This window comes from Streptomyces sp. CA-106110 (assembly GCF_050936285.1).
Classification (GTDB): Bacteria; Actinomycetota; Actinomycetes; order Streptomycetales; family Streptomycetaceae; genus Streptomyces.
The window spans coordinates 418898-442677 of the sequence record NZ_JBNJNB010000001.1; the positions used below are offsets into that span (position 1 = coordinate 418898).

22 protein-coding genes and 1 pseudogene are annotated in these 23780 nt (G+C 68.0%); 10 read left to right on the top strand and 13 right to left on the bottom strand.

The window, feature by feature from the left end:
* Nucleotides 1-93: 93 nt before the first annotated feature.
* A complete protein-coding gene (locus tag ACQEXA_RS02110; RefSeq protein WP_433128351.1) occupies nucleotides 94-1512 on the top strand; it encodes a hypothetical protein in 1419 nt (472 codons plus the stop codon).
* A 503-nt stretch (nucleotides 1513-2015) separates the two neighbouring features.
* Here ACQEXA_RS02110 and kdpC read toward each other — a convergent pair.
* The 4 genes and pseudogenes from kdpC to ACQEXA_RS02130 all read right to left on the bottom strand — a co-directional run bounded on the left by kdpC (nucleotide 2016) and on the right by ACQEXA_RS02130 (nucleotide 6548).
* On the bottom strand, nucleotides 2016-2645 hold the full coding sequence (gene kdpC / locus ACQEXA_RS02115; protein WP_432937761.1) for a potassium-transporting ATPase subunit KdpC: 630 nt from the start codon (nucleotides 2643-2645) through the stop codon (nucleotides 2016-2018).
* Between the two features lie 21 nt (nucleotides 2646-2666).
* On the bottom strand, nucleotides 2667-4796 hold the full coding sequence (gene kdpB, locus ACQEXA_RS02120) for a potassium-transporting ATPase subunit KdpB (RefSeq protein ID WP_433128353.1): 2130 nt from the start codon (nucleotides 4794-4796) through the stop codon (nucleotides 2667-2669).
* Nucleotides 4796-6459, bottom strand: a pseudogene (kdpA, locus tag ACQEXA_RS02125) (potassium-transporting ATPase subunit KdpA). Before kdpA ends, kdpB begins: the two are co-directional and overlap by 1 nt.
* The gene (locus ACQEXA_RS02130) at nucleotides 6459-6548 is read right to left on the bottom strand and encodes a K(+)-transporting ATPase subunit F (RefSeq protein WP_433128355.1); all 90 of its coding nucleotides are present in this window, start codon (nucleotides 6546-6548) and stop codon (nucleotides 6459-6461) included. Before ACQEXA_RS02130 ends, kdpA begins: the two are co-directional and overlap by 1 nt.
* An 804-nt stretch (nucleotides 6549-7352) precedes the next feature.
* Between ACQEXA_RS02130 and ACQEXA_RS02135 the strand changes: the two genes are divergently transcribed.
* Nucleotides 7353-7583 carry a hypothetical protein gene (locus ACQEXA_RS02135; RefSeq protein ID WP_433134422.1) on the top strand — a complete coding sequence of 77 codons (231 nt, stop codon included), beginning with the start codon at nucleotides 7353-7355 and terminating at the stop codon, nucleotides 7581-7583.
* A gap of 31 nt (nucleotides 7584-7614) precedes the next feature.
* On the opposite strand, the gene ACQEXA_RS02140 is transcribed toward ACQEXA_RS02135, so the two are convergent.
* Complete coding sequence (locus tag ACQEXA_RS02140; RefSeq protein WP_433128357.1) at nucleotides 7615-8046, bottom strand: hypothetical protein; 432 nt, start codon at nucleotides 8044-8046, stop codon at nucleotides 7615-7617.
* 424 nt (nucleotides 8047-8470) lie between these two features.
* Between ACQEXA_RS02140 and ACQEXA_RS02145 the strand changes: the two genes are divergently transcribed.
* The 4 genes from ACQEXA_RS02145 to ACQEXA_RS02160 all read left to right on the top strand — a co-directional run bounded on the left by ACQEXA_RS02145 (nucleotide 8471) and on the right by ACQEXA_RS02160 (nucleotide 13207).
* Complete coding sequence (locus tag ACQEXA_RS02145) at nucleotides 8471-9289, top strand: hypothetical protein (RefSeq protein WP_432930415.1); 819 nt, start codon at nucleotides 8471-8473, stop codon at nucleotides 9287-9289.
* A gap of 16 nt (nucleotides 9290-9305) precedes the next feature.
* Entirely contained in the window at nucleotides 9306-11618 is a 2313-nt protein-coding gene (locus tag ACQEXA_RS02150; protein WP_432937751.1) for a bifunctional polysaccharide deacetylase/glycosyltransferase family 2 protein, read from the top strand.
* A gap of 231 nt (nucleotides 11619-11849) precedes the next feature.
* A complete protein-coding gene (locus tag ACQEXA_RS02155) occupies nucleotides 11850-12587 on the top strand; it encodes a cation transporter (RefSeq protein WP_432937749.1) in 738 nt (245 codons plus the stop codon).
* A gap of 401 nt (nucleotides 12588-12988) precedes the next feature.
* Complete coding sequence (locus tag ACQEXA_RS02160; protein ID WP_433128359.1) at nucleotides 12989-13207, top strand: hypothetical protein; 219 nt, start codon at nucleotides 12989-12991, stop codon at nucleotides 13205-13207.
* 864 nt (nucleotides 13208-14071) lie between these two features.
* Here the strand turns inward: ACQEXA_RS02160 and ACQEXA_RS02165 are convergent.
* From ACQEXA_RS02165 to ACQEXA_RS02175, 3 genes are all read right to left on the bottom strand, one after another.
* On the bottom strand, nucleotides 14072-15499 hold the full coding sequence (locus ACQEXA_RS02165; RefSeq protein WP_433134424.1) for a purine-cytosine permease family protein: 1428 nt from the start codon (nucleotides 15497-15499) through the stop codon (nucleotides 14072-14074).
* 132 nt (nucleotides 15500-15631) lie between these two features.
* Nucleotides 15632-16084, bottom strand: coding sequence for a hypothetical protein (locus tag ACQEXA_RS02170; protein WP_433128361.1), 453 nt, complete (start codon nucleotides 16082-16084; stop codon nucleotides 15632-15634).
* 190 nt (nucleotides 16085-16274) lie between these two features.
* Nucleotides 16275-17615, bottom strand: a complete 1341-nt coding sequence (locus tag ACQEXA_RS02175) for an IS701 family transposase (protein ID WP_433128363.1) — start codon at nucleotides 17613-17615, stop codon at nucleotides 16275-16277.
* A gap of 580 nt (nucleotides 17616-18195) precedes the next feature.
* Here ACQEXA_RS02175 and ACQEXA_RS02180 point away from each other — a divergent pair.
* Together ACQEXA_RS02180 and ACQEXA_RS02185 are read left to right on the top strand one after the other, a co-directional pair.
* Nucleotides 18196-18735, top strand: a complete 540-nt coding sequence (locus ACQEXA_RS02180) for a SigE family RNA polymerase sigma factor (RefSeq protein ID WP_432937746.1) — start codon at nucleotides 18196-18198, stop codon at nucleotides 18733-18735.
* A complete protein-coding gene (locus tag ACQEXA_RS02185; protein WP_432937744.1) occupies nucleotides 18732-19391 on the top strand; it encodes a hypothetical protein in 660 nt (219 codons plus the stop codon). The genes ACQEXA_RS02180 and ACQEXA_RS02185 overlap by 4 nt, the downstream gene beginning before the upstream one ends.
* Before the next feature lie 36 nt (nucleotides 19392-19427).
* Here the strand turns inward: ACQEXA_RS02185 and ACQEXA_RS02190 are convergent, their stop codons facing one another.
* Nucleotides 19428-19616 carry a ketopantoate reductase family protein gene (locus ACQEXA_RS02190; RefSeq protein ID WP_432937741.1) on the bottom strand — a complete coding sequence of 63 codons (189 nt, stop codon included), beginning with the start codon at nucleotides 19614-19616 and terminating at the stop codon, nucleotides 19428-19430.
* Between the two features lie 424 nt (nucleotides 19617-20040).
* Between ACQEXA_RS02190 and ACQEXA_RS02195 the strand changes: the two genes are divergently transcribed.
* Together ACQEXA_RS02195 and ACQEXA_RS02200 are read left to right on the top strand one after the other, a co-directional pair.
* Entirely contained in the window at nucleotides 20041-20313 is a 273-nt protein-coding gene (locus tag ACQEXA_RS02195; protein ID WP_359410207.1) for a hypothetical protein, read from the top strand.
* Complete coding sequence (locus ACQEXA_RS02200; protein ID WP_432937738.1) at nucleotides 20313-20711, top strand: hypothetical protein; 399 nt, start codon at nucleotides 20313-20315, stop codon at nucleotides 20709-20711. Before ACQEXA_RS02195 ends, ACQEXA_RS02200 begins: the two co-directional genes overlap by 1 nt.
* A 1032-nt stretch (nucleotides 20712-21743) precedes the next feature.
* Here ACQEXA_RS02200 and ACQEXA_RS02205 read toward each other — a convergent pair.
* The 4 genes from ACQEXA_RS02205 to ACQEXA_RS02220 all read right to left on the bottom strand — a co-directional run bounded on the left by ACQEXA_RS02205 (nucleotide 21744) and on the right by ACQEXA_RS02220 (nucleotide 23737).
* Complete coding sequence (locus tag ACQEXA_RS02205; RefSeq protein WP_432937736.1) at nucleotides 21744-22100, bottom strand: DoxX family protein; 357 nt, start codon at nucleotides 22098-22100, stop codon at nucleotides 21744-21746.
* Between the two features lie 149 nt (nucleotides 22101-22249).
* Complete coding sequence (locus ACQEXA_RS02210; RefSeq protein WP_433128365.1) at nucleotides 22250-22711, bottom strand: SRPBCC family protein; 462 nt, start codon at nucleotides 22709-22711, stop codon at nucleotides 22250-22252.
* Nucleotides 22708-23223: an RNA polymerase sigma factor gene (locus ACQEXA_RS02215; protein WP_432937731.1), complete on the bottom strand. Its 516-nt coding sequence runs from the start codon at nucleotides 23221-23223 to the stop codon at nucleotides 22708-22710. The genes ACQEXA_RS02210 and ACQEXA_RS02215 overlap by 4 nt, the downstream gene beginning before the upstream one ends.
* Nucleotides 23213-23737 (bottom strand): DUF3995 domain-containing protein, encoded by a 525-nt coding sequence (locus ACQEXA_RS02220; protein WP_432937729.1) that lies wholly within the window; start codon nucleotides 23735-23737, stop codon nucleotides 23213-23215. The genes ACQEXA_RS02215 and ACQEXA_RS02220 overlap by 11 nt, the downstream gene beginning before the upstream one ends.
* Nucleotides 23738-23780 lie beyond the last annotated feature (43 nt).

Genomic DNA, 23780 nt, shown 5'->3' on the forward strand with positions numbered 1-23780 from the left:
TGACGTGCCGGGCAGTGGTATGCATTCATCGCCTATCTGGGCAAAGCAGGATTCCGGCGATGATGCTCCGCGGCACGTTCATACAATGGTCGGGTGCCAGTCTCGAAGCCGCGCAAGAAGAAGAAGTCACAGTCCGCCGCCAGGGCGAGGCAGTCGGGTAATCCCGCCAATCGCACGGCCGGACAGGAAGCAGCGCCGTGGGGGCAGTCGGCGCGAAGCCTGTGGGGGGAGTCGGCCAACTTCGGGGAGTACCGTCGCCGGCTCGACCGGCACCGGATGGATCTCGCGGCATGCGACGCCGAACCGATCGTCACCGGCCTGGTCGCCGCGGACGGCTTGGCATCCTGGACCGAGGACGAGTTGTGTCGCCGCTTGGGCCGGACGCTTTCCGGGCAAGACGCGGCGAGCGACGCGCGGCGGGAATCAGGAGCCGCCGAGATCCTCGACACCTACAGCCCGGACCAGCTGCTCGACGCCGTGACCGATGCCACCGTGCAAGCAGCCTTCCAGGCAGTCACGGCCGCCGACGAGCCGCAATCGCGGAACGGCGCATGGCGGTTGCTGCTGGCCCTCGCCAGGATCACCCCGCACCCTGCAGCCCAAGTCGCCATCAAGACCGTCACGGACCTGCGGGAACGTACCGCGTCGCTTCCGGATGGCTCGATCGCCGCCGCACCGACCGGCACGGCCCTATGGTGCCGGGACGCCTACGGCACCCGGTTCGCCGTCACCGCGCCGTTCGCCGCCGCAGATGGCCCGGACCGGTGGTACCTGTGGGACATCGACGCCTGCGGCAGCGACGCGCTGACAGTCGGTGCCGGATACTTCCCGGACGCCGACCAGGCATTGGAATCCTGGCTGGCCGCCGTCGGACCGGTCGCCACGTCCGGATGCCGTCTCGAACCCGTCTCGGACCCCCACCTCGCCGCGCGGCTGCTCCCGGACCCGGCAGGCTTCTTCCACCCCGGGGGCGAGTCGGAAGGGCAGTACGCGGAATTCCACCGCTGCCGTCGGCTGGCCCAGGAGCTCCGCCGCTCGGACTTCCTCGACGGGAGAACCGCGACCGCCGGCACCCCCGCACCCGCACAGCCGACCGGCAAGGACGCGTGGATCGCCGAGTTCGCGGCCTGGCGTGCCGAATTCCGGCCCGGCCGCAACGCGGTCCCTGACGATTTCCCGCTCGAGGAGGAGGGCGAGGAACCTCCCACCGAGGATGACATCTACCGTGAGCTGGCCGACGGCTGGTTCATCAGCGAATTCCCCGAACTCGCCCATGCCTGCTCCCCGCACCGGATCGCCCTGCTGGCCGCGCACATCCGCGACTTCTATACCAGCGACTTCGCACTGGTCGTTCTGAGCCTCGTCCCGGATCTGGCGGCCTGGCTCACCGAGCGGTCCGGGCTGTCGGCCGAGGTAGGCGGACGCACCCGGGCCTACGCCGATGGCACGGCCGTTCCAGATGTGGATCTGGGCTACCGCGCTCACAGCTTGCTGACACCGATCCGAGAGTAACCGGACCAGGCGATGCTGGGACAACCCAGCCCCTGCCCACCGGGCGCCGGACCCGAGGCTGGGTTGTCCGAGGACCGCTTCCTGCAGGGTCCCTGCACGCTCGCACAGCGTCACCAATTCAGCCACGAGCTACCGGCAAAGGACCTGCGACGCGCTGCACTAGGCAGGGGGTGTCAGCTATCGCGCACCAAGCCGTAAGACGCCGGCACCCCTCCCGGCCCGGATGCGGCTGTAGACCGTCGAACAAGGGCGGAACTCGCGGGACATCCCCCGCCACTGACGCCGGTGCGGATCCGCCGGATCACCCCTTCAAAACTGCTCCCGCGGTCGCTTGGGGTGCGGGTCGGACCCGCCGATCGGCAGATAGGGCTCGATGAGCTTCCACTCGTCGTCGGTGAGTTGCCTGCGCATCACGCCCAGCGTCCTACCGGGTCCCGTCCCCGCACAGAGGACGGAACCCGAAGAGTGATCACAACATCACACAGACCTCAGGCGCCATCACGTCACTTGAGGTTGGTCAGCGCCAGGTTGAGCTTGATGACATCGACGTACTCGTTTCCGAGGAAGCCCAGGGCACGGCCGGTGATGTGGTCGCCGACCAGCGTGCGGACCGCTGCCGGATCAAGGCCTCGGGCCTTGGCCACGCGGTTGACCTGCTCGTACGCATAGGCTGCGGAGATGTCCGCGTCGAGACCCGACCCGGACGCGGTCAGAGCGTCGACCGGGACTGTCGACGGGTCCACACCGTCGAACTTGGCGACGGCTACGCGGCGTTGCTTGATCGCCTGGATCAGAACCGAGCTGTTCGGTCCCAGGTTGGAGGCGCTCGAGGCCGTGGGGTCGTAGCCGTTGGTGCCGGCAGCGGACGGCCGCGGCTGGAACCACTTGGGGTCCGGGTCCGCGCTCGTCTGGCCCTTCTTCAGGGGCAGGTTGAAGTTCTGGCCGATGAGGCTGGAGCCGACGATCTTGTCGTTGTGTTTCACCAGGGAGCCGTTGGCCTGGTCGGGGAAGGCGGCCTGGGCGACCGCTGTGACCGCCAGGGGGTAGGCGACCCCGGTGATCACGGTGAACACCAACAGCATCCGGAGAGACGACAGGTGGTTGCGGACCACGGGGGGAAGAAAGCTGGGCATGATGACTGCCTTCCGTCTCGGTCAGCGCAGACCGGGGATGAACTGGATGACGAGGTCGATGAGCTTGATGCCGATGAACGGCAGCACCAGGCCACCCATGCCGTAGATCCAGATGTTGCGGTTCAGAAGTGAGGTTGCCGAGGCGGGCCGGTAGCGTACACCGCGCAGCGCGAGCGGGATCAGGACCACGATGATCAGAGCGTTGAAGATGATCGCGGAGGAGATCGCCGAGGTCGGGCTGTGCAGGTGCATGATGTTCAGCTTGTTCAGGCCCGGGTACGCGCCGGCGAACATGGCCGGGATGATCGCGAAGTACTTCGCGACATCGTTGGCGATGGAGAACGTCGTCAGCGCACCACGGGTGATCAGCAGCTGCTTGCCGATCTCCACGATCTCGATGAGCTTGGTCGGGTTGGAGTCGAGGTCGACCATGTTGCCGGCCTCCTTGGCGGCCGACGTACCCGTGTTCATCGCCACGCCGACGTCCGCCTGCGCCAGGGCCGGGGCGTCGTTGGTGCCGTCACCGGTCATCGCAACGAGCTTGCCGCCCGCCTGCTCCCGCTTGATCAGCGCCATCTTGTCCTCGGGAGTCGCCTCCGCGAGGAAGTCGTCGACGCCCGCCTCCTCGGCGATCGCCTTGGCCGTCAGCGGGTTGTCACCCGTGATCATGACGGTCTTGATGCCCATCCGTCGCAGCTCATCGAACCGCTCCCGGATCCCGGGCTTGACCACGTCCTTGAGATGGATGACGCCCAGCGCGCGGGCGTTGCCGTTGCGGGTCGTGGCGACGACGAGCGGAGTGCCACCCGCCTGCGAGATCCGGTCGACGATCTCCCGCACCTCATCACCGGCCTGACCGCCATTGTCGGCCACCCAGGCCGTCACCGCCGAGGCGGCTCCCTTGCGTACCTGGCTGGTTACGCCATCTTGGGTGAGGTCGATGCCGGACATGCGGGTCTGGGCTGTGAAGGGTACGAATGCGGCGTGGCCAAACTGGCCTTCGACACGCTCCGGCTGTCCGTACACCTCCTTGGCCAGCACGACGACCGAGCGGCCTTCGGGCGTCTCATCCGCCAGCGACGACAACTGCGCCGCCTCCGCCAGTTCCTGAGTACTCACCCCGCGGAGCGCCACGAACTCCGACGCCTGACGGTTGCCGAAGGTGATGGTGCCGGTCTTGTCGAGCAGCAGCGTGTTGACGTCACCCGTCGCTTCCACCGCGCGTCCGGACATCGCCAAGACGTTGCGCTGCACGAGCCGGTCCATACCAGCGATGCCGATCGCGGAGAGCAGGGCACCGATGGTCGTCGGAATCAGCGCCACCAGGAGGGAGGCAAGGATGACGATGCTCTGCTTGGCGTGCGCGTAGGCCGCGAAGGGCTGCAGCGTGACGACCGCGAGCAGGAAGACAATGGCCAGCGACGCCAGCAGGATGTTGAGCGCGATCTCGTTCGGCGTCTTCTGCCTCGCCACGCCCTCCACCAGGGCGATCATGCGGTCGATGAAGGTCTCACCCGGCTTGGAGGTGATCTTCACGACGATGCGGTCCGAGAGAACCTTGGTGCCACCGGTGACCGCCGAGCGGTCACCGCCCGACTCACGGATCACCGGTGCCGACTCGCCCGTGATTGCGGACTCGTCGACACTGGCGACGCCCTCGACCACGTCACCGTCGCCCGGGATGATCTGCCCTGCCTCTACCACGACATGGTCGCCGAGTTTCAATGCGCTGCCGGAGACTTCCTCTTCCGGCGTGGCGAAGGCCCCGGGTTTCCAGCCTGCGAGACGACGCGCCATGGTGTCGGTCTTGGTGCGGCGCAGTGTTTCCGCTTGTGCCTTGCCGCGGCCCTCGGCGACGGCCTCGGCGAGGTTGGCGAAGATCACGGTCAGCCACAGCCAAGCGCTGATCACCCAAGCGAAGATGCTCGGGTTCTTGATGCCCGACAACGTGGTCAGCAGTGCGCCGATCTCGACCACGAACATGACCGGGTTCTTGAACATGACCCGGGGGTTGAGTTTCGTGACCGCGTCGGGAAGCGAGGCGATGAGTTGCTTCGGATCGAGGAGCCCGCCCGATACGCGGTGCGGCTCCCGCGGTTTGTTCGGAGTCTCTCCAGGGGAGACCGGGGTTTCGACGGTGGTCAGGGACATCAGTGGAGACCTTCCGCGATCGGCCCCAGAGCCAGGGCGGGGAAGTAGGTGAGGCCGATGACGAGGAGGATCACGCCGAACAGCAGGCCGATGAACTCCGGCCGGTGGGTGGGCAACGAGCCCTTGGTGATCGCCACGGGCTGCTGATTGGCGAGAGATCCGGCCAGGCCCAGGACGAAGATGATGGGCAGGAAGCGGCCGAGGAGGAGCACCACGCCGAGCGCCACGTTGTACCAGACGGTGTTCACGGGCAGACCCGCGAACGCCGAACCGTTGTTGTTGGCTGCCGAGGTGAAGGCGTAGAGCACTTCGGAGAACCCATGCGGACCGGAGTTGAGCATGCTCGCCCGCTCGCCCGGCAGCGCCATGGCAATGCCCGCGCCGATCAGTGCGAGCACCGGTGTGGTGAGGATGTACAGCGAGGCAAACTTCATCTCCCGGCCGGTGAGCTTCTTGCCCAGGTACTCGGGCGTACGGCCGACCATGAGTCCCGCGACAAAGACCGCGACCATCGCCAGGATCAAGATTCCGTACAGACCCGAACCGGTACCGCCGGGCGCGATCTCACCGAGCATGATGTTGAACATCGTCATACCGCCGCCACCCGGCGTGAACGAGTCGTGGAAGGAGTTGACCGCACCGGCGGAGGTGAGGGTCGCGGAAGCGGCGAAGAGTGCCGAGGCCCAGACACCGAACCGCTGCTCCTTGCCTTCCATCATTCCGCCGGCCAGATGTCCGGCCGAGCTGCCCACGCTGTGCAGTTCGTTGGCGGTGATGATGGCAATGGAGGTGGCCCAGATCAGGCCCATCACGGCGACGATGGCGTAGCCCTGGCGCTTGTCGCCGATCATCGTGCCGAAGGTGCGCGGCAGGCTGAAGCCGATCACCGTGAACAGATACAGCTCGAGCCAGTTGGTGAAGGCGTTGGGGTTCTCGAACGGGTGGGCCGAGTTGGCGTTGTAGAACCCGCCACCGTTGGTCCCGAGCTCCTTGATCGCCTCTTGGGAGGCGACCGGACCGCCGGTGAGGCTCTGGTGGTCGCCCGCGATGGTCGTGATCGACTGGAAGCCGTGGAAGTTCTCAATCACGCCACCGGCCACCAGCACGATCGCGAAGATGAACGAGATCGGTAGCAGCACCCGTAGCACAATGCGGGTCAAGTCCACCCAGAAGTTGCCGATGTAGGCGGTCTTCTTCCGCGCGAAACCGCGGATCAATGTGGCCATCACAGCGATGGCAACAGCGGCCCCAACGAAGTTCTGCACCACCAGGCCCACCATCTGCACCAAGTGGCCCAACGCAGATTCGCCCGAGTACGCCTGCCAGTCGGTGGTGGTGACGAAGGACACTGCTGTATTGAACGCCAGGTCCGGCGACATCGCCTTCATGCCGAGCGACAGCAGGAAGTGGTTCTGCAGTCGCAGGAACCCATAGAGGAAAAGCACGGAACCAGTGAGAATGCCAGCACGCTGCGCAGGTACGCGCCCCACGTCTGCTCGGCATCCCCGTCCACACCGCCTGCACGGTAGACCGCGCGCTCCACCCGCCAGTGCTTGCCGGTGGTCAAGACGTGCGCCATGTAGTCGCCGAGCGGACGGTAGCTCAGCGCCAACGCGCCTATAAGGGCCAGGATCTGGAGCCAGCCCGCGAGAGTCTCATTCACTAGAAGCGCTCCGGGACGATCAGGCAGCAGATCAGGTAGACCATCAGGCACCCTGCGACTGTCACTCCGACAATGTTCTCGATGCTCACAGCCGCTCCACCCCCTTGACCGCCAACCCGAGGAGGCCGAAGAGTACGAGGCTGAGCACGATAAAAACCACGTCTGACACGAAGACACCTTGGAACGGGAACGATGAACGAAGCCGCCCGGCCCCTACCAGGCGTGGGGGACACAGGGGCCAGGAGCGGGTACCGGTGGAACCGGCAGAGGTAGCGAAACGTGGCACGAGCGCTCAGGGATATGGCGTTAGTGCCTTCCTGACGCGCGTGCCGATTGCCTTGATGCCGACTTGACAGTCCGTGACCGCAACGAAATCTAGCCGTTAGCTCCCTGTTGGTGCAGATGGCGGCTGACCTGGCACTCCCTGACCTGGGTCGGAGCGCGATCGGCGCTACGTGACGCCGGACCGGGCACGCAACGGGCACGGCTGGCCTGCGACTCATGCCTGAGATCAAGCCGACGGAGCCGGAAGCCGAGAGGGCGAGGGAACGTGTCCCACTGTGGCTGGGGAAGATCGTGAGCAGTGTGGGCGCATCCGCTTCCGAGTGTCGGCCACGCTCCACAAACACGGCCTGAGCCCCTGACCACTACCAGCGGACAGGGTTGAAAACTATCGTGGCGAGCCACGGTGGGTTCAAATCCCACACCCACCGCACAGGTGAACGGCCCCTGACCAGGCAAAATGGTCAGGGGCAAGCTCGGTGTCGGAAGAGCTCGCGCTCGGTGCGCCGGTCTTGCTGCCCGGTCTGGCCGTCTGACCATGGGAGAGTGTCTTCAACGTGCAGCAGCGGCACGGCATCGCCTACCGGGCCGCCGCCGTCAAGGGCCGCTCCGTGGTCCACGCTTTGTACGACCACCACGTCGCCGAACTACTGGCGCAGCAGGAGTGGAGTGCCACTTACCGGCAGCTCGCCGAGCGGCCCGGCCGAACCGAGCTGCGGCAGCGCCTGCGCCGGCTGTCGAGCGAGGTGCTGTTCCACCCGTACTGGCAGGAGCGGGGCCGGACGTCAGTGGAGTGGCAAAAGTTGCGCAACCTGGGGCGGGGAGGAAGGAGCGGGAGATGAGCCGCTTCATCCCGTGCGGGGACGGTGCCAGTCACGCGTGGACGTCGGGGTGCGCAAGCACGCGTACGGCGTACGGGCGGTAGTCGTCCCTGCTCCGTTCGGCTTCGTAGCCAAGCGCCGTCAGCGTGGCGAGGACTGCCGTCACCGTGTGCTTGTAGGTCTCGCTTGCGACCTTCAGGAAAGGATCATCGATCTCTGCACGTTGGATAGCAGTCCGGATTGCTTCCCGCACCCGGGGATGCAGCTCCCAGTGAAGCCAGACCCCTCCTCCGGCGTCGTCGAAGTCGTCCAGCTCGATCCAGCCGCCCCCTTCATCCGGCACGGGGTCGTGTTCAGCGGTGGCGTGAACGGTCAGGCCAGATGCAGACAGATCCTGCCGCACCCGCTCAGCGAGCTGATGCAGGCGATCGACCCCGCTGGGCGTGACCTTCCTCAGCCTCAAGTCCTCACGGTCATTGCTCACAGCGTGCACGTTATCGAGCGGTCGGCGGACCGACTTTGGCCGGGAGCTTGGACCGTTTGCCTCAACCGCGGCTCAGTCTGACGTCGGCTCGTTCGCCTGACACGCCCCGCACGGTACCCCGGACCCGGGTGCACGCTTTCCACCTGTATTGGTGGGATGTCGGGGTGAGTGCACGGGCGTTCACCTGCATCCGAGCCCGTTCTGGTCTGGTCACCACAGCTGCTGAACAGCGGTGAACGAGTCCGGACTCTGGCGAACGAGACGGAAACTGAGACGGTCGGCTGATGTCGAGTGACAGGATCCAACTACGCCCCCTTTCGGTTGATTCGTTCTGCACTGCGAGGCCAGGTGTAACGCTTCCGGCCGAGTTCGCTCTGTCTAAGCGGACGACTGTGTCGGTCGGCCAGGACAAGGAGCACGACTCGTGCAGTGGACGGACGAAAGCGGCAGAGCATACGGCGAGGATCCGTACGGCGGCGCCGGGTACGCGTATGCCTATGGCTACGAGCACGGCGGCAGCGCCCCCACCGACACGGCCACGATGCCCTGGGCCCCGGAACAAGTCACGCAGCAGACGCATCCGGCGGGCCATGCCCATGTGGCGGGGACGGACCCCTACACCACCAGGCCGAATCTCTACGTCATCGCCACGGATCCCTACGCCGCCGGGCCAAACCCTGCCACTACGGGGTGGGACGCTCCCCACGGCGACATGCTCACCGTGCCGCCTCCAGAACTCGACCCGCCCGGCTCTTCCGCGCCAGGACCGGGTGCGCCGAAGAGCGAGTCGGTTCGGCCCGTCTTCGTCGACTCCTCGGGTCGACGCCAGCGTCGCGTGCTGCGCGCCGCCCGGCTGCTGGTGATCCCAGCCGGCGGCTACGTGGCCCTGTTGATCAGCACCCTGCTGGGCGGCCCCACCCTCAACGCCCCGTTCGTCCCGCAACCGGACTCCCCGCACCCGACCACGCCCCGGGCGACCGCTCCCGACGCCTCTTCCGGCACAGGCCACTCCGCAGGGAATGGGAGCCCTGCCGTGGCGCAGACGAACTCCCGCCTCACGCCGACGCAGAAGGTCTCCGGCTCCGCCGACCAGTCGACAGCCTCCGCCGCCTCTGCGGCGGCCGCACCCGGTCCTACCGCGGCCTCCACCGGTATCGCGTCCCCGACCGCAACCCCCACTGCCACTACCAATCCCCACTCCAAGGGCCGCGCGGTCGGCTCGTCCCACAACCCCGTGAAGTGAGCCAAGGCCAACTGACGTGACCAATCGCCGACGCCGCAATGCGCCTCCTCGCATCGGCAGCCGCATCCGCCAGATCACACCTCGCGCCCATTGGCTGCTGCTCAGTGTGTTCGCGGTGACCTTGTCGACGGCTCTGCTGCTGCAGGGCTACACCCACCACATGTTCCGTATCACCTCGGACAGCGTGACCGGCGCCCGTGGCCGCAACGACACGGTGCCCAGTCAGGTGGTCCACGGTGGCCCGGTGATCGCGAACGCCGCCACCTCTCCGCATACCGCCCACGTCAAGACCCGCACCATCGCGCTGACCTTCGACGACGGCCCGGACCCCGTCTGGACGCCACGGATCCTGGAGGTGCTGCGCCGCAATCATGTGCACGCGACCTTCTTCGTCGTCGGGACCCAGGTTGTCGCCCATCCGGAGCTGGCCCGTCGGATCGTCGCCGACGGCCACCAGATCGGCATCCACACCTTCACCCACCCTGACCTGGCCCACCTCGCCCCTTGGCAGCGCTCCCTGGAGCTGCGCGAGACGCAGCTGGCAGTGGCCGGTGCCGCGGGGGTCACCACCGCACTGCTGAGGCCGCCGTACTCCTCCGAGAACGACGCGCTGGACAACGCCGACTGGTCAGTCCTCAAGCAGGCCGACGCGGCGGGCTACGTCACCGTGCTCACCACCCAGGATGCCGAGGACTGGCAGCGCCCCGGTGTGCAGCGCATCCTCGCGAATGCGACACCCCACGGCCATGCCGGGCAGATCCTGCTGATGCACGACGCCGGCGGTGACCGGTCCCAGACCGTCGCCGCACTGGAGTCCCTGATCCCACGGCTCAAGGCACAGGGCTTCAGGTTCGCGACGGTCTCCAATGCGGTCGGCATGGCCGCACCCGTCCAGCCCGCCGGGCTCGGCGACCATCTGCAGGGGCTAGCCCTCATCAAGATGCTGCAGGGCGGCGACTGGGCCGTGTGGCTGCTGGGCCTGCTGATGTACGCGGCCGGAGCGATCAGCGTGCTGCGCGCGGTGGTCGTGCTGATCGCCGCCCGGCGGCACCGGCGCCTGCAAACCCGTCGGGGCCGCTCCTGGGGGCCGCCGGTGACCGAGCCGGTCAGCGTCATCGTCCCCGCGTACAACGAGAGCGCCGGGATCGAGGCAGCCGTGCGCTCCCTGCTCGCCTCCAACCATCCGGTCGAGATCATCGTGGTGGACGACGGTTCCACCGACGGAACCGCCGATCTGGTGGAATCGCTCCACCTGCCGGTGCGGGTGATCCGCCAGCAAAACGCGGGCAAGCCCGCCGCACTCAACACCGGCCTCGCAGCCGCCACCTGGGACCTGGTGGTCATGGTCGACGGCGACACGGTCTTCGAACCGGACACCGTCCGCACGATCGTGCAGCCCTTCGCCGACCCGCGCGTGGGCGCCGTCTCGGGCAACGCCAAGGTCGTCAACCGCGGTGGCCTGCTGGGCCGCTGGCAGCACATCGAGTACGTGGTCGGGTTCAACCTCGACCGCCGCCTGTTCGACCTCGCCGAATGCATGCCGACCGTCCCCGGAGCGGTCGGCGCGTTCCGCCGCCGGGCCCTGCTGGACCTCGGCGGCGTCAGCGACGTCACCCTCGCCGAGGACACCGACCTGACCATGGCGCTGTGCCGCGCCGGCTGGCGCGTGGTGTACGAGGAAGACGCGAAAGCCTGGACCGAAGCGCCCGCGTCACTCAACGCCCTGTGGCGGCAACGGTACCGATGGTGCTACGGCACCCTGCAGGCGATGTGGAAGCACCGCGGCGCCCTGCTGCAGCGCGGCGCCGCCGGAAAACTGGGCCGCCGAGGCCTGGTCTATCTGCTGCTCTTCCAGGTACTGCTGCCCCTGCTCGCACCCGTCGTGGACATCTTCGCCGTGTACGGGCTGGTCTTCCTCGACCCGGTCCGGATCATCGGACTGTGGCTCGCCTTCCTGCTCCTGCAACTCCTGATGGGCCTGTACGCGTTCCGCCTGGACGGAGAACGCCCGGGCCCGCTGTGGAGCCTGCCGCTGCAGCAATTCGTCTACCGGCAGCTGATGTACCTGGTGGTGATCCAGTCCGTCTTCACCGCCGTGTCAGGCTCCCGCCTGCGGTGGCAGCGCATGGAACGGTACGGCAGCCTGCAGGCCCCGGGAGGCGAGGTTCGCACGCGGCGTAACGAGCTCACCCCGCAGGAACCGGGATTGCGGCCGCCGGTAGCGCACGACGCCTTCCCGCAGAAGGCACCGTATGACGGGCATCTGCAATCCCCACCCCCCAACGGTCTCCCACAGCCGGCACCGCACGAGACACCGCAGCCCTACTGAGAGGTCGCGTAGGCGGATTCAGCCTGACGTGGGAGAACGTTGACCGGCCCGTTCACGGAGCGCTCCGGTGCTCCCTCGCCCCTGGCGTACCTGTCGAACGGGCACGCCACGGGCGTGGTGCCCCCTAACCGGCCGCTGTCGCCGGAGCGATGAGCGGCTCCGGTAGGCTTCCGACAAACTGCAGGATCACCGTGAGTCCTCTCGTTACGTCACGCAGTCCCATTCGGAGGCGTGGGCATCTGCGTGAAGGTGCACGGCACTGTAAGCGGCAGCGTTGAGCTGCAAGCCCCCTGCCGCACCTGTGCCCTGCAGTTGGCGTACGCCGTGACGGGTCCGGGGGCCACCCACCCGGTCTGCGAGACTCGTGCGGTGATGACCTCGAACGAAACTGCTCGAGCGAACCTGCTCCGCCGAGGTTTCGCCCTGGAATACACCACGCTCGGCTGGAACGTGATCGGCATCGTAGTACTCGCGGTGGCCGCGATCTCCGCTCGATCGGTCGCGCTGGCCGGGTTCGGCCTGGACTCCTTGATCGAGATCGGTGCGTCGACGGTCGTGGTCTGGGAGCTGAGTCGCACTGGAGAGGAGCGTCAGCGCCGGGCGCTGCGTCTGATCGGCGTCGGCTTCGCGCTGCTGGCCGTCTACCTGCTGGTGCAGTCCACCTTCGTGTTGGCGACCGGCTTCCGCCCGCACCACTCGCCCCTGGGCATCGTGTGGACCGCGGTGACGGCGGCCGTAATGTTCGCGCTGGCCGCAGGCAAGGCCCGCACTGGGGCGGCCCTTGACAACCCGGTGCTCAAGACCGAAGGCCGGGTGACCCTGATCGACGGTTTGCTCGCCACCGGTGTCCTGATGGGGTTGGTGCTGAACAGCGCGCTCGGTTGGTGGTGGGCCGACCCGCTGGCCGGCTACGTGCTTGTCTATTACGCGGTGCGCGAGGTGAAAGAGATCTTCTTCGGCGAGCGATGAGTGCGCCCCGAGCCCGGCCGCCTCTGCCTCGGTCCGCCCGCTCCTCGGGACCTGGAGTGTTAACGGGTCGGTAAACAGCACCGCGGTCGGCGCCACGACCGACCTCACCAGCCGGGCCGCGGTGAAAGGCAGGCTGCGCCTCCCCGCTATGCCATACCTCGGCCCTCGTCCCACCGGGTCCTTCCAACCCGAGCACATCCGTGACTGGGACCGCCAACTCAAAGAGGTCGTGGCCTCACCGTAGTACCGACGGCTCATCTTCGACGCCGTGTCCTCCGTACTGAACGTGGCCGTGGATGACCGTCTGCTGGCCTCCGACCCCTGCCGGGCCCGATCCGGTCAAGGCCCCTCGTTCCGCGCCCACACGCGTCCACCCGTGGTCCCTTGATCAGGTATTCGGCGTGCGCGCTGGGCTGCCCGAGCGGTACCGAGCCATCGTCGACCTGGGCGCCGGGTGCGGGCTGCGACAGGGTGAGATCTTCGGCCTGGCCGTCAACAACATCAGCGATCTCGGCTGGCTGTACGTCTGCCGGCAGGTCAAGAAGGTGCACGGAACGCTGGTCTTCGCCCCGCCCAAGCGCGGCAAGCTCCGTGACGTGCCTCTCGACCCTGAGGTGTAGGCAGCGCTCCGTGAGCACATGGCGCGCTTCCCGTCGGTCGACGTGACCCTGGAAACTGGCAAGCGGACGCGCGCGAAGAAGGCCACCGACCCGCAAGGGAGCACCGCAACCAAGAAGTCGGCCGCCAAGAAGCCCGTGAACAAGACAGCGGACGCGAAGACGTCTCAGCCCACACTGGTGGAACTCGTCCGCCGTCATCTCACCCGACAGAGCGAACCGCGCTCCGCGGCGGACGTCGCCACCGCACTCGACACGGCCCACCCTCAGCGCAACATCAAGATCACCGTCGTGCACACCACCCTGGAAGGCCTCGTCGCCAAGAACCACGCCCAGCGCAACAAGCAGGGCGCATCCGTCTACTACACCGCCCCCACACGGCCGAGCAGACGGGCACCCCGGCCGACGAGGAGCCCCAGACCGAGTAGGGCCAGTTGGTTGCGCCGGAGGTCAGCAGCCCGGTGGCGAGCGAGGCGGCGCCGGCGAGCCCCGCCCGGACCGGCCGTCAGCGCCATCCGCGGACCAGACACGAAGCCACCGCAAACACGGCGCCGGTGCCCGCGAGACTCGTGCGCCGAACCAGCCCCCACAGGGTTTTCGGCACGAAGGAAGCGTTGGTCGTGCGGTTCACCAAACGGCCGGCGGGCCCCGCGCGCGACCGGACCGTCCTCGTTGAGCCTCACCTGCACGCCCAGCACCGCTTCGTGCTGCAACCGAACCGACGGGGTGCTTCAGGCCGGACAAAGCCCCTGGGGGCACTGCACGGGCCGGCGCCCACCGTGCCGTCGGTCACAGCATCGCGACCGTGCTGCATCGAAGGCGCCGGACCGCGGCGCGGGGCCGGTCAGGGTTCACGGTACGGGGCGGTCAAGGTTCGCGGTGCTCGTGGGCCGCCTGCTCCAGCGCCTCGGCCTCGGCCTCGGCAAGCCGTTCTTCGGCCTGCACGTCGATCGAGCGAGTCAGCAGCCAGTAGAGCAGCGCGGAGACCGGCAGCCCGACGAACAAGGAGATGTCGGCACCGCCCAGGGCGCGCGCGACGGGTCCGACGTAAAGGGTGCCGACAGAGAAGAACGGCACCATGACGGCGAACCCCACCAGGTATGCGGTGATGCCATGCCAGCCCCATCGCCCATAGATCCCACGCGGATTGAAGATCTCGGCAATGGCGTAGTGCCCGCGGCGCACGACGTAGTAGTCCATGAGGTTCACCGCGGTCCACGGGATGAACAAGTACAGCACCAGCAGCAAGAAGTTGTTGAAGTTCTCCAGGAAGTGCGACGTCGCGGCCAGCGCACCAACCAGCGAGAGCGCCGCCGTCAGCCCGATGGTCACCAGCCGCAGAGCCAGCGTGGGGCGCACTCTCGTAAATGAGTCGACGGCGCTGATGAGGGTCAGCGATCCGCCGTACATGTTGAGCGCCGTGACGGACACCAGGCCCAGGACGGCAAACAGCAGCACGATCGCACCGAAGCCGTCGAACACCCCATCCCCCGCGGCGTTGATCGAGCGGATCGTGTCGAAGTCCTTTCCGGCCCAGGCTGCCAGCAGCGCCCCCAGCGTCATCAGCCAGACGCCGCCGAGCCCCGACCCGAAGTAGGTCCAGTAGAACGTCTTGGCGACCGTCACGTCGGGGGGCAGGTAGCGCGAGTAGTCCGAGACGTAGATGGCCCAGCTGATCTGGTAGCCGGCGACCACGCCGAACTGGGCGAGGAAGGGGGTCCACGCGAAGCCGCCGAGGTCGAAGGAGCCCGGCGGGTAGTGCAGGGTCAGCAGGACACCCACCGTGAAGACGCCGAAGACGACCAGGAAGATGTAGGTCAGGACCCGCTCGGCCCGGTGGATGATGTCGTAGCCCACCAGCGCGACGGCGAAGGCGACCACGGTGACCACGACCACCCAGAGCTTGACGCCACCATGGACCGTGGTGTGCAGGGCTTGACCGGCGAGGATCGTGTTGAAGACGTTGAACCCCGCGTACTGCACATAGGCGAACAGCCACACCAGCAGGGCACCGACGTAGCCGAACTGGGGGCGTGACTGGATCATCTGCGGCAGTCCCAACTGCGGCCCCTGAGCCGAGTGGAAGGCCATGAAGAAGGTGCCGATCACGGTGCCGACCACGATCGCAATGAGCGACCAGATCAGATTGCCGCCCCCGGTGATGCCGATGAGCCCCACCGCCAGCGTGGCGATCTGCGCGTTCGACATGAACCACAAAGGACCCAGATGCCACAGCCTGCCGTGCCGCTCGTCCAGCGGAACATAGTCGATGGAACGGACCTCCAGGCCCGACACCCTCGGCCCTGTCGATGTGCTCACGGTGCCTCCCGCGTACTGATCCACCCCTGTGGTCGCAGTCATTCCCCACTGGCGGCCGCTCAAGTACGCCCGGCGCACGCTGTGCCAGGACTTTGCCGGTCACCTCCCCTAGCCGACCGCTCCCCCGCCGGCCGGCACCAGAAGGATCACGAGGACGTCGAGGGCGAGCAGCGCCCGGGGTCGCGTGCCGCCCAGGTCCTCGGGCTCGAACTCGTAGACGTTCCGGGTGCGGAAGTGGTCCTCGAACAAGCCCTGGTGCAACGAGCGTCGGCGTACGGACACCAGCTGGTGCTGTGCGAGCTCGGCGAGGCCCTTGCGGCGGGTCCGTCGCTCAGGTCGTAGCGCTCTCTGCCGACCGCGCAGGCACAGGGCCACTCCCTGGCCACCGCCAGCCTCCTGGCCGCCCTCTACGGTCCTCTCCCCCGCGATCGGTCTCCCCCTGCACTCGTGCTCGCCACGCACACCTCCGCCCAGGGCCACCACCAAGCCGACATCCTCGCCCGCCTGTGCGGCCACCCCCACCAGACCGCAGAACTGCTCGACCGGCTGACAACCAGCCACATCCTGAACCGCCTGACACCACCACCGGGACACCGATGTAGTCCTATGGCATCCCCCACGAGCTCCCAGCGGCTCACTCTGCAGTACACCCCCGACATCACCGCGTGCGCCGCCCCTAAAGCTCACCTCGAACAAAAGACATCACTGTCACGGCAGCTGTAGTTCTTGATCGGTGATGCATCGGTGCTGGTCAAGTCGTTGCTGTGGCAGTGATGTTGTTCCATCTGCGGTGGGCTTGGGCGGCTTGGTGTTGGTGGTGGCGACGCCAGGCTGACCAGTGCAGGAGGTGGTCGCGTTCGCGTCGGGGGCGGGGCAGGACTGTGATCCGCAGGAGTCGGAGGAGTTCGCGGCCGCTGGGCGGGACGAGCTCGCTGCTCGTGGTGGCCGTGGTGGTGCGGGCGCGGGCGACGGCCAGGACGGCGGCGGCGAGCATGCTGATCAAGGTCCAGCGCATCCAGGAGTTCCAGCAGGTGGTCTGGCCCTGGTCGAGGCCGCAGACGCCCTTGGCCATCTGGAAGTCCTCCTCGACGCGCCACCTGCGGCACACCACGTCCACAAGATCGGCCAGAGTGACCGGGGCGGCGGAATGGCAGCGGTAGAAGGAGAGTTCACGGGTGTAGCGGTGACGGCGCACCAGGACGGCGGCGTGCCCGGGCCGGTGTCCGTCGGGGGTGTCGTCGGGGCGGATGCCGAGCACGGCCCAGTCGTAGTGGCGGTCGCCCTTCAGGCCGTGGCCGGTGCGCAGGCGCATCCAGCTCTTCTTCGGGACCCGGGCCGCGAGGTCGGTGACGGTCAGGCGGCCGACGGCGGTGTCCACACGGTGATCGGTGCGGACGGTCAGGGCGTAGTCGAAGGCGAGTGCGCGGGCGGCCTGTCGCAGCTCACGGCCGCCGTAGACCTCGTCGCCGGCAAGCCACCGTGCCTGTATGCCCAGGTCGCGGGCACGCTGCAGCATGACGGCGGCCTGCTGGGGCTTGGTGGCGAACTCGATGTCGTCTGGGACGTGGGTGAGCAGGCGGCGTTCCTCGTCGGCGGCCCACTCCCTGCCGAGGTAGAGGGCCCGGTCGATCGGGGCGTGCCCGGTGCGGCTCGCGTAGGTGAGGTGGACCGCGACCTGGCACAGGCCGAGGCCGCCGAGCGCACCGGAGTACTGGTGGGCCGCACCGACGCAGTCCGTGGAGGATTTCTCGTCACCGGTCTCATCCACGATCAACACCGCGTCCGGGTAGGCGAGTTCACCCGCCGTCCAGGCCGCGATCCGGTCCCGGGCCAGATCGTGATCGACCGAAGCGCGGGACAGGAAGTGCTGCAGCCGATGCGGACCGCCGTGCCCGAGGGCCTCGGCAAGGGTCCAGCAGATGCGGGTGTCCAGCTCCATCAGCATCGCCTCGCACATCTCCCGTGCCAGGGCTCGGGGTTCACGGCGCCCGAAACAGTCCGCGATCTCTTCGGTCACCGCCCCCAGCGCCGTCATCCATGCCTGCTCGGCTATCGTGGCCTCCACGGCCACCTGCTCCTGATACGTCGTCACAAACGTTCATGATCACGGTGGCCGTACCCATGCTCGCAGGCACCCCACCACCACGCTGACCAGCATCGACAACCTACCGATCAAGAACTACAGCTGCCGTGACTGAAGAGACACAACTGGCTTAGCCCATACGTACTATCTCCATGCCGGGCTCTATCTCCATGCCGGGCAATTGCAGCAGGGACCGGCGTCGTCCACGCGCTCCCGGCGGATGATCTTGAGGACGACCCGTCGGCCCGACGGCGACACAGCCAGATAGGCGAGCCCCATGCCGCCCGCGCAGTTGCGAGGTCCGATGCGGTACTCCCCGACCCTCGACGGCATCTTCTCGTCCTGACAGATCAAGGCCCTCGCCAAGGGCTCAGCAGTGACCAGGTCCTCCAACCGTGCTTGTTGAGGACCTTCTCCAGCTTTTCGCCATCCAGGGCGTGCCGATCAGAGACTCTCGGAAAGCAGACGACCTTGTAATAGAGCGTGTACGCGTTATTCATGACTGCGGGAACCTCCGGTGGTGGGATCCGACGCCTGGCGGGGCCGGACGGCCCCCAGTCAATTACTTGCGGGGCGGGGAGGTAAGTGTGTGAGGGCGCTGCGGCGTATAGGGGGTGTGAAGCAGTTGGAGTTCAAGGAGTTCTACCGAGCCAGCCAGGACGTCTGCCTGCGGGCGGTCCTGGCGAGTGTGGGCGATCGGCAGCTCGCCGAGGATCTGGTCGCCGAGGCGTTCACGCGGGCCTGGGTGTCCTGGCCGAAGGTCAGCCGGCACCCGGCGCCGCGCGCATGGATCGTGCGCACGGCGTTGAACGCCCGGGTGTCGTTGTGGCGGCGGAGACGGAAGGAGGTCGCGCTGGAGGACGGCGCGCCTGATGTGCCCGATCCGCGGGAGGCCGAGCCTGGACTGGACCCCGGTCTGCTCACCGTGCTGCGTCAACTGCCGCAGCGGCAGCGGGAAGTGATCGCGCTGCGGGTCTTCCTCGACCTCGACACCAGGGCCACGGCCAAGGTGCTGGGGATCGCGGAGGGAACCGTCACCGCCCATTTGTCGCGAGCCGTCTCGGCGTTGCGCGGCCAACTCGTCACCGTCGATGACGGCACCGCCAACGACCAGGAGGTCGGACCATGAGCGAGCACGAGGTGCTCAACGCACTGAGGGATTCCCTCGACGACATCACCATGTCCACACCGGTGGAGCGGATCGAGGCGGCCGGCCGCACCCGTCGCAATCGGCGGCGCCTCGTCGGCACGGCCGGGGTCGCGGCCGCCGCGGCCCTCGCTATCGGGGTGCCCGCGCTGAGCAACCCTTCGACAGCTCCACCGTCGGCCGACGACAGCACCGGCGCGGGGTCGGTGCACGTCCAGACGGCCGCGTACACCGTCGACACCAAGAAGGACGGCACCGTCGTCGCCACCTGGGACAAGGCCGCGTACTTCAGCGACCACGCCGGGCTGGAGAAGGCGCTGCGCAAGGCCGGGTTCCCGGTCCTGATCAAGGAGGGTGTGTTCTGCAAGGGGTCGCACGACGACGGGAAGCTGAGTCCCAGCGGGTCCGGTCCCGGGGTCACGAACGTGATGAAGGGCGAGAAGGGCCACGATGGCAGGGTGACATTCACCTTCATCCCGGCCGCGATGCCGGCTGGGAAGCAGCTGTTCATCGGCTACCTCAACGCCGCGCAGCTGGCCTCGGTCCATATGAACCCCGGCTCGGTGGAGCGGATCGTCCCGGCGCACGGGCCGCTGACATGCACCACCACGCCGCCGCCTGAGCACCACTACAACTGAGCGGGCGCGGAGGGGACACGCCGCTGCGGGCCGGCCTCAGCCGCTCAACCGGCCGCTGGTGCGCCTACAGTTGCAGCGTCGTCGCGTCCAGCGCGGTGTCGGTACGAACTGGGCCCGAGCCCTCCCCACCAGGTCCCCGAAGATCTGCTCGACCTCTGTCGGCCGGCCAACCAGCAGGTCCCGGTACAAGGACGAGGACGCCAGCTTCGGGTCCCGTTCCGTCACCGTCGCCTCCGCGAGCGCCAGCTCGCTGACTCCCGACCGGATTACCGGGGACCTTCTACCGTCGATGCCCAGGCGCGGCGTGGGTGCGCGGGCGGCGGTACGGGCGGCGCGACCACGCGGCGTCTTCCTGGGAGTAGGTAGTCCACTCCCAGGAAGACGCCGCCCCAAAAGGTCCTCTACGCCGTCACACCGGCCGCCTTCAGCGCCTCGGCTCGAACCGTAGCCGCCGGGCAACGGCCCAGCAGACCCATCTGATGATCTACACAATATTGACCGGGGCTCCGGCCGGTGCTGCCGACGCTGGGCGTAGCGGTCTTCCCGTGGGGGGATTCAGTCATGCCTGCTCTGGCTCTCCTACGGGACTCGGCTCCTCGGGTTCCACGGTTCCTCTACCAGCAGTAGAGGAGTGTTGTAGAGTCGGGGTATGGCAGCAGACGAGACGAGTATCAAGGTGAGCGCGGCCGCACGTGACCGGTTGGCTGTCCTGGCAGCCGAGCACGGCACGACCATCCGGGGACTGGTCGAGGAGCTCGCAGAGGGCACGCCCACCCAAGCCGAGTACGCCGAGCGCGCCGAGCTGGCCCGGGCGGAGCTGGCTTCCGCCCTCGGCAGCGCGCCGAGTCCGGAGGCCGAGGCCAAGGCCCGCGGTCTCCTGCAGCGCCTGGGCGCGCCCCAGGGCCCCCAGGCGGCCGCGTAGTGGCGGCGATCCCGGTCGTCCTGGATCACACGACCGCCACGGCGCTGCACGACCCGAAGGATCCGTTCAACGAAGCGGTCGCGGCTTTCTACGTGCAGGCCTCGGGTGGGCTGGGGACGCTGTACGCACCGGTGCTGTCGCTGACGGCCGGCGACGTCGAACGCCCCGGGCTGCTCGGCTACATCCAGGGGCTGCGGTTCATCACCATCGAGGCGTTCGACACCGACGCCGCGGTCACCGCCACCGCTCTGCTGCGTTTCGGCCACTCCTGGGCCACTGTGCACGCCATCCACGCCGCCCGGCCCTCCGCCGTCTTCCCGACGGGACGTTTTTTGCTCACCCTGACGCCGAAGGCGTACGCGGGCACCGGCGTGCAGGCCGTACACCCCGACCAGTAGCCGGCGAGGCAGCTTCAGGGGGCACGACCCTGACCGCAGCTCACCGAGCCGCGTCGCACCCGGAATACCGTACGATCGCGCTTCTGGTTGACGGAAGCGACGAACTCCTGGCGTATTAGAGGCTGCACGATGGCCGGCATGGGCAGACCAGCCACCTCTCGCCCGCGAAGCCCCACCGCTACGTGAAACCGGCCATCGCCATGTCTGTCAGACCTCACCAGAGTCGAGTCTGAAGGCCGGCAAGCTCTTGGCGCTGGTCGAACTGGAACGACAGGCCGGTGACTTCGCAGCCGCGTGACAATCGCTCGACGCGGCCACCCAAGCCCTCTCGGCGGTCCCGGACTGGCCGTGGATGGGCATGTGGATCACGCTCGTTATGGATGGAGTCTTCGGCACCCGCAGGGTCCAGTGGGATTCCATGCGCCGGCCGCAGACGCCGCGGCACACCGGGGGCAGAGTCGCGCACGGCGACTCTGCCCCCGGTGGTGTTCAGCGTGAGATGGGCTGGTGGCTGGTCACCGGGCAACTTGAGGGAAACGGGATGCAATGTACTCGTGGGATGTGTCGCCGAGTAGGTCTTGTCGACGGATTTACAGTTGACTGACACGGCAGCTGTCAGTTCTTCATCAGTGCGACTTCGTTGCTGGTCAGGTGGTTGCGGTTGCGGCGATGTTGTTCCAGCGGTGGTGGGCCTGGGCGGCTTGGTGTTGGTGCCCCGATTTCGACGGCGGCTACGACTTGACGCAGACGGGTGAGGAAGGCGGCGCCCCTTGTTCTTGGTGTAGAACTGCGAGCCGGGGGACGGATCGCGGTCGATGATGCGGGCGACGTCGCGTGTGGTGTAGCCGACTGCTTGGAGGCGGTCGGCGAGGCGGGCCGCCTCCTTCAACTCGCCCTGGCTGCTGGGACGGTTGCGGCGGGAGCGGGGCGGCATCGGCAGCAGTTCGGAGGCGTGATCTGGCGGTTCAGCGGGGCAAGGAGAACGGCGACGGCCACTGTGGTTGTAGGCACGGAACTTGTGGGCCCCGCGGCTTACCAGGGGCCGTGGTAGACCAGGCCCAGGGTGAGGGCGGCCACTGCGGTGGCCAGGAACGCGACCCCGCCTACGATGTTGCGGGAGCCCACCCGCACGTGGGCGATGATGGCACCGCTGAAGTACAACACGAGGCCGGAGGCGGCGAGAGTTCCCAGTAGCGGTACGGCGAGCCCGGCCAGCAGCCCCACGGTGCCCGCTGCCAGCAACGTGCCCAGTACCGGCACATACTTCCGAGGTATGCCCTTCATGTCCGCCTGGGTCTTGGGGTATTCGTGGCCGATCAGATAGGTGACCGCGGCGGCACCGTTGAAGACCGCGCCGAGGATGCTGACCGTAACGAAGGCGATGAACACGTTCTCTCCGCTCTGCGGGGACAATGGTGCTGGGCGCCATGTTGCCGTGCGCGGGTGATCGTACATGTCGCCCTGACGCGAGCAACTGGCCGTACGTGCTGCTCGTTGTAGCTCAGCAGTCGGTCGACCTCACCCGCACGAAGCGCCGCTCATACGCCCTCCACCCGTGCGCTGAGCCGTTCCAGGGTGCGCCGGCCCTCGCGCCGGACCCCGAGCGGGAAGAGCGCCGGGCGGCCGGGAATGCGCAGGCCACCGGTGAAGGCGACCAGGGTGCCGCCCGCAGTGGGCCTGGCGGCGATGCCCACCAGGACGAAGCGGCTCTGCAGCAGGCACCATCCGGGGCGCAGCACCCCGTCGAAGCGTGCCCGCAGACCACGCTGGCTGGTGGCCACGCCTTCGATCCGGTCGCCGTCGGTCCGGGTCACCCGCAGCCGCCGGGTGTCGGGCACGATCCGGGCCAACTCGCCCTCCAGGTCGGCGAGAAGCGGCCAGACCTCGTCGAAGGGCGCGGCGACGACCCGTTCGACGACATGGGCCCCGCGTACGCCGGCGGCCAGGGCGTGCAGCCGTCGTACCGGGTCCAGGGCCGCGGTGGGCCAGTTGACGGTCATTGCGACCACGCCTTCCTGAAGGAGTCGCGCGCCCGGTGCAGCCGGGATTTGACGGTGCCGACGCGCAGCCCGAGCAGCCGAGCGGCCGACTGCTCGTCCAGCCCCTCGACATCGCGCAGCACGAGGACCGCCCGGTGCTCGGGAGAGAGCCGGGACAGGACGTTACGGATGTCCGTGGCCAGCTGCGGGTCGCCGGGGCTGGGCAGTGTGTCGAGTTCGGCCGGGACCGAGCGGGCGGACCGCTGGGCCAAGCGCAGTGCCTCACGGGCGGCGATCGCCCGCACCCAGCCGTGCAGAGCGGCCGGTTCCCTCAGGGAGCGCAGGCTGCGGAAGACCGCGACCAGCGTTTCCTGTACGGCGTCCGGACCCTCGTCGAGGGCGATGGGCGCGCAGATCCGACCGACGAACGGGGCGAGTTGGTCGAGCAGGTCGTTCATGGCGAGCGTGTCACCGCGCTGGGCGGCGCGCACCAGCCGTGACAGCTCGGTGCGGTCGGCGCGGTTATCGGGCACGGCTGAAGTCTTCCATCCGCTCGGCGGGGGCCGCCGTCGGCGAGGTGCGCCCCGACCGTACGACCAGGATCGCGCCAGCTGCGGTCACCAGGGACAACGGCGTGTAGAGGCAGGCGTTGAGCCACTGGAAGGTGGCCCCGGCCCGCTCGTCGAGGCCCGCTTCGATGCCGCACATCCACACCAGGCCGGCCGCGGCGCGGGCGGAGACTCCGGCGGCCACCATCGTCGTCCCCGCCTGCAGCACTCGTCCCCAGCGGTGCCCGCGGCCGAGGCGGACCCGCGCCTGCACTATGCCGGCCCCGGTCAGCAGCAGCGTCGCCAGCGGCAGCAGATCACGCGGGGCGAAGGGGACGTCCATGCCGAGCACGGCCAGCGAGAGCCCGAGGCGGTCCCGAGCCGGCCAGGTGGCTCCCGTGGCCCAGTAGAGGTGCAGCAGCCCGTCGAGGGCGAGAACGGTCGACACGGCTGCCGCGGCGCGTCGAGCGGTGCGCTCGCGCTTGCTGACTTTCTGCATGGTGACCTCCCCAAGGAACGCGGACGACGCGCTTGCGTCACTC